8 protein-coding genes are annotated in these 6,870 nt (G+C 55.8%); all 8 read left to right on the top strand.

Features of this window, described 5'->3' with window-relative positions; translation table 11 throughout:
* The coding region (locus ACNKID_RS09385; RefSeq protein ID WP_417913168.1) for a fibronectin type III domain-containing protein at positions 1-585 on the top strand (585 nt) is incomplete at its 5' end.
* A gap of 484 nt (positions 586-1,069) precedes the next feature.
* A complete protein-coding gene (locus ACNKID_RS09380) occupies positions 1,070-2,206 on the top strand; it encodes a glutamate synthase (protein ID WP_417913167.1) in 1,137 nt (378 codons plus the stop codon).
* Entirely contained in the window at positions 2,164-3,804 is a 1,641-nt protein-coding gene (locus ACNKID_RS09375) for a glutamate synthase-related protein (RefSeq protein WP_417913166.1), read from the top strand. The genes ACNKID_RS09380 and ACNKID_RS09375 overlap by 43 nt, the downstream gene beginning before the upstream one ends.
* Before the next feature lie 92 nt (positions 3,805-3,896).
* Positions 3,897-4,226, top strand: a complete 330-nt coding sequence (locus ACNKID_RS09370) for a hypothetical protein (protein ID WP_417913165.1) — start codon at positions 3,897-3,899, stop codon at positions 4,224-4,226.
* A gap of 17 nt (positions 4,227-4,243) precedes the next feature.
* Positions 4,244-4,552, top strand: a complete 309-nt coding sequence (locus ACNKID_RS09365; RefSeq protein ID WP_417913164.1) for a hypothetical protein — start codon at positions 4,244-4,246, stop codon at positions 4,550-4,552.
* A 1-nt stretch (position 4,553) separates the two neighbouring features.
* Positions 4,554-4,898 carry a nucleotidyltransferase domain-containing protein gene (locus tag ACNKID_RS09360; protein ID WP_417913163.1) on the top strand — a complete coding sequence of 115 codons (345 nt, stop codon included), beginning with the start codon at positions 4,554-4,556 and terminating at the stop codon, positions 4,896-4,898.
* Entirely contained in the window at positions 4,882-5,283 is a 402-nt protein-coding gene (locus tag ACNKID_RS09355; protein ID WP_417913162.1) for a HEPN domain-containing protein, read from the top strand. The genes ACNKID_RS09360 and ACNKID_RS09355 overlap by 17 nt, the downstream gene beginning before the upstream one ends.
* Before the next feature lie 58 nt (positions 5,284-5,341).
* On the top strand, positions 5,342-6,870 hold a 1,529-nt coding region (locus ACNKID_RS09350), incomplete at its 3' end, for an NAD(P)-binding protein (protein ID WP_417913161.1).

The raw sequence follows: 6,870 nt of genomic DNA, 5'->3' as shown, positions 1-6,870 counted from the left end.
GAAGCGGACATCAGAATTCTGGTGCAGAACATCATCACCGGACTGACCGGCAACCCGGACTTTCCCAATCCGCCTGTCTCTCCGGCGCAGCTGCAAGCCTTGCTGGACAGCCTGACTGCTCTGGGAGACGCCCAAGTTTCGGCCCACGCCGCTGCCAAGCAGTCAACTGAAGCCAAGCAGGCCGGGGTGGATGAAATAGTTGCGGCGGCGAAAAGCGTTCTCAGCTATGCGGAAGACGCGGTGCAGGGCAATGACGCGAAACTGGCCGCGCTCGGCTGGGGCGGCAGGGCGGAGCCGACTCCGCTGCAGGCTCCGGGACAGCCCCGCTCCTTGGAGGCGGCCAAAGAGGGGCCGGGCTGGCTGACTTTGGACTGGAAGAAATCCCCGGACGGCGGCAGGCCGGCTTTTTACCGGGTGGAGCGGCGCGCGGCAGCTGGCGGCGAGTGGGCGATGGCAGGCACGGCCTTGGAAGCGGAGATCACCTTGGACAGCCAGGAGCGCGGCAAGGAGCTGGAGTACCGGGTCATTGCTGTGAACAAGGCGGGCGAAAGCGACGCGAGCAACACGGTGACTGCGGTGCTGTGAAGGGTTGTTGCTTGGGCGAAAAATCTTTCGCCAAAGCATGGTCAGCAAAATGCAGGGATCATCCGGCTCAGGCAGCCAAAGGTGCGGGCGATCGAATTGTTTGCGGTCAATTCACTCTGCTGCCGAAACGATGGTCTGCTGAACGCAGCTTCGCTTGCACAGCCCGGTTTCGCAGGCTGAACGCGCCCCGGAAATCTTCCGGGGCCTCCACTTCGGGATCTTTTCTATTTTGATGCCGCGCAATCTTGTCAGCAGCAACATGCTGGAAAGTTCATAACAGGCTCTGAGAAACGTTCTGGCTTCACCAGTTCAGTCTCTTCAGTGCCGCCTTCTTCCGTTATACGGACTTCTCCGCGCCAACGGCGCACCTCGCGCTTTCTATTTGACAGACCGCTGTTTTCTTTGTACTGTCAAGTCTTTTTCCGCCGGAAAACGAACCGTCCGGCCTTATGCACATCCAGCATCGAATTTCCGGGAGTCATTTATGTGTCGATTAGCCCTGAAAACCGCAGACATACCCTTTTCCCCCTATGAGGTTCTGACCGGCATGGAAGCCATGCAGGAGGGATACGATGGCAGCGGCCTTGGCCTGCTGCTGCGCGGGGTCAGCTTTGCGGAGTTCAATTACAAAAAAGAAGAGCAGGTCATCCTGTCCGGCATTGCCCACACTGAGGCGGCTTTCCAACGGTTGAACCAGTATATGGAGGAGCGCGGCTTTGAGCAGGAGTATGATCATCAGTTCAAGGTCAACGCCGCGCTGATTGAGGCCAAAGACCGCTATCAGTACATCGTCCGCGTTTACAAAAAGCCGCAGGGGATCAGCGAGGCCGAGCTGGAAGACAAGCTGATGCTGACTCGTCTTTTCCTGCGCAAGGATGGCGAGGCGCACGGCAACGACCTGACCGTGTTTTCGTTCTGGTCAGATGTGGTGATGATCAAGGAAGTGGGTTGGCCGTTAGACATCGGCGACGCGCTCGGCCTCAACGACGGACGCATCAAGGCCCGCGTGGTCATGGCGCAGGGACGGCAGAACACCAACTACGGCATCAATCTCTACGCCTGCCATCCCTTCTTCATTCAGGGCATCGCCACAATGACCAACGGCGAGAATACCGCGTTCGTGCCGATCAAGGAATGGCTGCTGGGCAAGAATATCCCCGGCTATATGGGCTATCAGTCCGACTCTGAGGTATTTGCGCACATTCTTCATTACGTGACCAAGAAGCTCAATCTGCCGCTGGCCTGTTACAAGCACGTCATCACCCCGCTGAAGACCGAAGAGCTGAACAAGCATCCGCAGGGCGAGTTCCTCAAAGGGCTGCGCACCGCCTGCCGCCGTCTGATCATTGACGGGCCGAACGCGGTCATCGGCACCCTGCCGGATGAATCCTGCCTCATCGTCATGGATCAGAAGAAGATGCGGCCTGCCACAGTGGGCGGACGGCCCGGCGCGTGGGCCATTGCCTCGGAGATGTGCGGCGTGGAAGCCCTCATTCCTGACCGCGACCCCAGCCTCGACTTCCAGCCCATGCGCGAACACACAGTCATCATTCCCCCTGACAGAAAGGAACTTCAGATATGGTCTCAGTTCGATCAATTTACACTCAGCCAGGCAGCCTGACCTACAGCGATCTGCCCTGGATTATCCAGCACCGCGAAGACCGCTGCACGCTCTGCGGTCAATGCACGGCGGTTTGTCCGAAGCAGGCGATTTACCTGACCTATCGCAGGCAGCGGGTGCCCAAGCTGGACATCCTCCAGAAAAAACGCGGCAACGATTACCGCCATTTTGTCGGCATCCGCCAGAACACCGACATCGCCAAGATGTGCATTGGCTGCGGCATGTGCTCTTCTGTTTGTCCGAACGAGGCCATCGGCCCGGTGCCGAACAGCAACGAGCACCGCTCGCGCTTTCACATGGATGAGAAGGGCGATGCTTGGAAACGCGGCGGACGGCGCAATGTGCCGGGCAAGACCATACTTGACCGCATCGCCTTTGACCGCATTTCCATGCTCACTGACCCGGCCCTTGATGCCGGGCGGCATGAGTTCAACATCAACACCATTTTGGGTCGCATACTGCCGCCGGAGGAGTTTCTCCGCCGTCAACAGGCAGGCGAGTGGATTCCGCCGACCCGCGAGATATTCCCCTTCGTGATCGGCTCGATGTCCTTTGGTGCGCTTTCGCCCAACATGTGGCTGGGTCTGCTCCAAGGCGTGGCCTACTGCAACGAGGTGCTTGGTATTCCCGTGGTCATGGCCACTGGCGAGGGCGGCTGCCCGCCTTGGGTGCTGCGCAGCCCGTTCCTCAAATACATCATCCTGCAAATCGCTTCCGGTTATTTTGGCTGGGACGAGATTATCCGCGCCATCCCGGAGATGCAGTGCGACCCGGCAGCCATCGAGATCAAGTACGGCCAAGGCGCGAAGCCTGGTGACGGTGGCCTGCTGATGTGGTTCAAGGTCAGCAAGCTGATCGCCCGTCTGCGCGGCGTGCCGGAAGGCGTTGATCTGCCTTCACCGCCGGTGCATCAGACGCTCTACTCGATTGAGGAAAGCGTCATGAAGATGATCCAGACCATGTCTATGGCCTTTGGCTTCCGCGTGCCGGTTTATCCAAAGATTTCCGGTTCCACCTCGGCCAAGTCGGTGCTGAACAACCTCGTGCGCAATCCCTACGCAGGCGGCTTGCTGATTGACGGCATAGACGGCGGCACAGGCGCGGCCTACAACATCAGCATGGATGCCACCGGCCATCCGATTGCCTCCAATGTGCGTGAGTGCTACCTCGATTTGGTTGCCCAAGGCCGCCAGAATGAGATTCCGCTTTTTGCTGCGGGCGGTATTGGCAAAAACGGCAACGTCACCCAGAACGGCATGGCCCTGATCATGCTCGGCGCGTCGGGTGTGCATATCGGCAAGTACATCATGCAGGCCTGCGCAGGCTGTCTCGGCAACGAGATGGGCCGCTGCAACGTCTGCAACGTCGGCATTTGTCCGAAAGGTATCACCAGCCAGAATCCCAAGCTCTACCGCAGGCTTGACCCGGATGATGTTGCCCAGCGCGTGGCCGATGTCTTCTCCTCAATCAGAACGGAGATGAAGAAGATCATGGCCCCGCTTGGCCGTTCGCAGAGCCTGCCCATAGGCATGTCCGATGCACTCGGCATTGACGATGCGGACGCGGCGCAGCGGCTGGGGATTAAGTATATTTGTTAGGGCAAAAGTACGTGTGCTGCCGAAAGTCGGGGGCGCACGTGTTCAATATCAATAGCACACCCGTTCGAGGAAGGCTAAAAAAGGAGAAAACTATGGCTATAGTAGGTAGCAGATACCGTTTAATCAATGGCCCTGACAGGCAGCACAATTTTTATTTCCAAGCCCAAGAAATACCGAACGGAAAAATTCGTGTTTCTTTAGAGGCGGAGAGGATAGAGGATGCAAAAGCAACTGTTGACCTTTCCAAGGGTGATGAATCTAGAATTAGATTTCAAATACACGCCTTTGGAACAATATATTGGGCGGAAGGAATTCTTCGGTGGGATGCCCCGTACAATGTAGTTAGATATCAAGGATTCATCAGGCTGGCCAATGTTGCAGAAATCTTTATGGAAGACTGCCCTGTTTTGGAGTTACCATAAATATTTCAGGTTTTCTCTTGCGCGTTCCAAAGCTCCTGCGTTGGAACGCAGGCGTGCTGCATGACCCAGCTCATCATAATCATAAAATTCCCAGCGCATCTCATGTCAAGCCGCTGATTCAGGCTGCGCTTGATCATGAAATCCATATTCTTAAAATCGACCTTGAAAAAACAATACGACAGCTTCGGCACTTTGAAGAACAATTCGGCAAGGAAAGTCGTTTGTTTTATGAAGAATTTCAAGACGGAATCCTTGGCGACGATATGGAATATATGAAATGCGCCGGGGAGTATGAAACATTCCTTTTTCTGTACAGGAGTGCTTGATATGCTAGATAAAAGATTTTATCTTCTTGAGATAGTAAAAAATATCCGCATAGTTGATCCATATAAAATAATCCTTTTCGGTTCTTACGCAGACGAAACATTTTCTGACGATAGCGATATTGATTTAGTCGTTGTGCTTGATTCGTCAAAAATATCTAAGGATTACGAAGAAAAAATGCAGAACAAGCTGCTGGTTCGCAGGAATATTTATGGGTTAACCAAGCAGATTCCTATTGATCTTGTTGTGTACACAAAAGGCGAATACGATATTCTTTCGCAGAATAACGCCTCATTTTTTCAAGAGATAAAAAAGAAAGGCAAGGTATTGTATGAAAAGGCAGACTGAATATTGGCTTGAGTCTGCCAAAGATGATCTCCTCCTTATCGAAGAAATTATTAGAAACGAATACCTTACCCACATGGTGGCCTTTCATTCTCAGCAGGCCATTGAAAAAAGCATGAAAGCTGTTCTGGAAGAAAAAGAAAGTCATGTTCCCAGAATTCACAACATCATAACTTTGAGAGGGAAAATAGAAAATTATATTAAGATGGATGTTGATCAAAATATATTCGATCAAATCAACGAACTGTATATTGACGCAAGGTATCCAACAGAACTTGGTTTGCTGCCGGGTGGGAAACCGTCGAGAAAGGTTGCAGAAAAATTCTTCAACATGGCAACAGAGATTTACGAAACGATCAAAAACTATTTAGCGGGCAAGGCTGATTAGTCAAAAAACACCAGCCATCCGGGCATCTTCTGTCCATAACACGGATTTTTTTATTATTATGACTGAACACGCGATCAAAACTGCAACCATATGCGGCAAGGATGCCAATGGCCTGCGCCTAACATCCAAGATTTTTGAAGAAGAAGTGCGCGGCGCGGCGGCTGACGCGGACGAGCTGCTGCTCGAATCCTTTGGTCAGCACAACATCGGCCTGCGGCTGGGCGGGCGCAAGGACAGGCCATTGACCATCCGGGTGAAAGGACCAGTCGGGCAGCGGCTCGGCTGCATGGGCTTGCCCGGCACCACGATCATCTGCGAAGGCTCGGCCTCGGACGACGTGGGCTATCTCAACATCGGCGCGGATGTGATCGTCAAGGGCGACGCGACCAACGGCGTGTGCAGCGCGATGGCGGGCGGCAGGGTGATGATCGGCGGCTCCATCGGCGCACGCGGCCTGACCATGACCAAGTGGAACCCCGACTACCAACGCCCGCAGATGTGGGTGCTCGGCTCAGTCGGCGACACCTTTGCCGAGTTCAACTGCGGCGGCATCGCGGTGGTTTGCGGCCATAACCCGAAGAACCCGGACAGCGTGCTCGGCTACCGGCCCTGCGTCGGCATGGTTGGCGGCTGGGTCTATTTCCGGGGCAAAACCGACGGCAGCTATGCCCGCAACAGCGCCAAGCTGACGCAGCCCAATGACGAGGAATGGCAGTGGCTGCTTGAGCGTCTGCCGGAATACCTCAACGCCATAGGCAGGCCGGAATTGCTCGACGAACTGAGCAAACGCGAGGACTGGAACCTGCTCGCCGCTGTCAGCCCGCAGGAACGCGCCCTGCTGTCCTCCGGCCCCATGCCGATGTCCGAGTTTGCCAAGCGCGTGTGGAGCGCGGGCTTCGGCGGTGGCGACCCCTTGCGCGACCTCGCCCCAACGCTTGACCGCTCGGTGGTCGGCGTGATTGAGACCGGCGAGCTGCGCAGGCGCAAGCCGTGGTGGGTCAACCGCGACTCCGCCGCGCCCTGCACCTACTACTGCCCGATGCACATCCCGACCATTGACCGGCTGCGGATGATCCGCGAGGGCAGGAACGAGGAAGCCTACGAGATGCTGCTGCGCTACACGCCCTTCCCGGCCTCGGTCTGCGGCACCATCTGCCCGAACCTCTGCATCCAGAACTGCTCGCGCAAGAAGATAGATTTCTCCATTGATGTCTCAATCTTGGGCCAAGCGGTGCATAACGTGGATCCGCCCAAAGGCAAGCCCGCCACTGGCCGTAAGGTGGCGATCATCGGCGGCGGCCCGGCAGGCATGGGCGCGGCCTGGCATCTGGCTTTGGCGGGCGTTGAAGCCCATATTTTCGAGAAAAGCGAACAGCTTGGCGGCAAGCTGGCCCAGACCATTCCGTGGGAGCGGCTGTCCAAGGCGGTCTGGGAGATGGAGGTGCAGCGTTTCCTCAAGCAGGAGCTGATTCATGTCAATCTCGGCGTGAGCATGACCCAGGAGAAGATCGAGCAGCTCAAGGCCGAGTACGATTACGTCCTGATCGCGGTCGGCACGCATCAGCCGAAAACGATTCCCTTCCCCGG

It is taken from the genome of Candidatus Electronema sp. TJ (assembly GCF_048287355.1).
In the GTDB taxonomy this organism is placed as follows: Bacteria; Desulfobacterota; Desulfobulbia; order Desulfobulbales; family Desulfobulbaceae; genus Electronema.
This window is presented reverse-complemented; position numbering and strand designations above follow the sequence as displayed.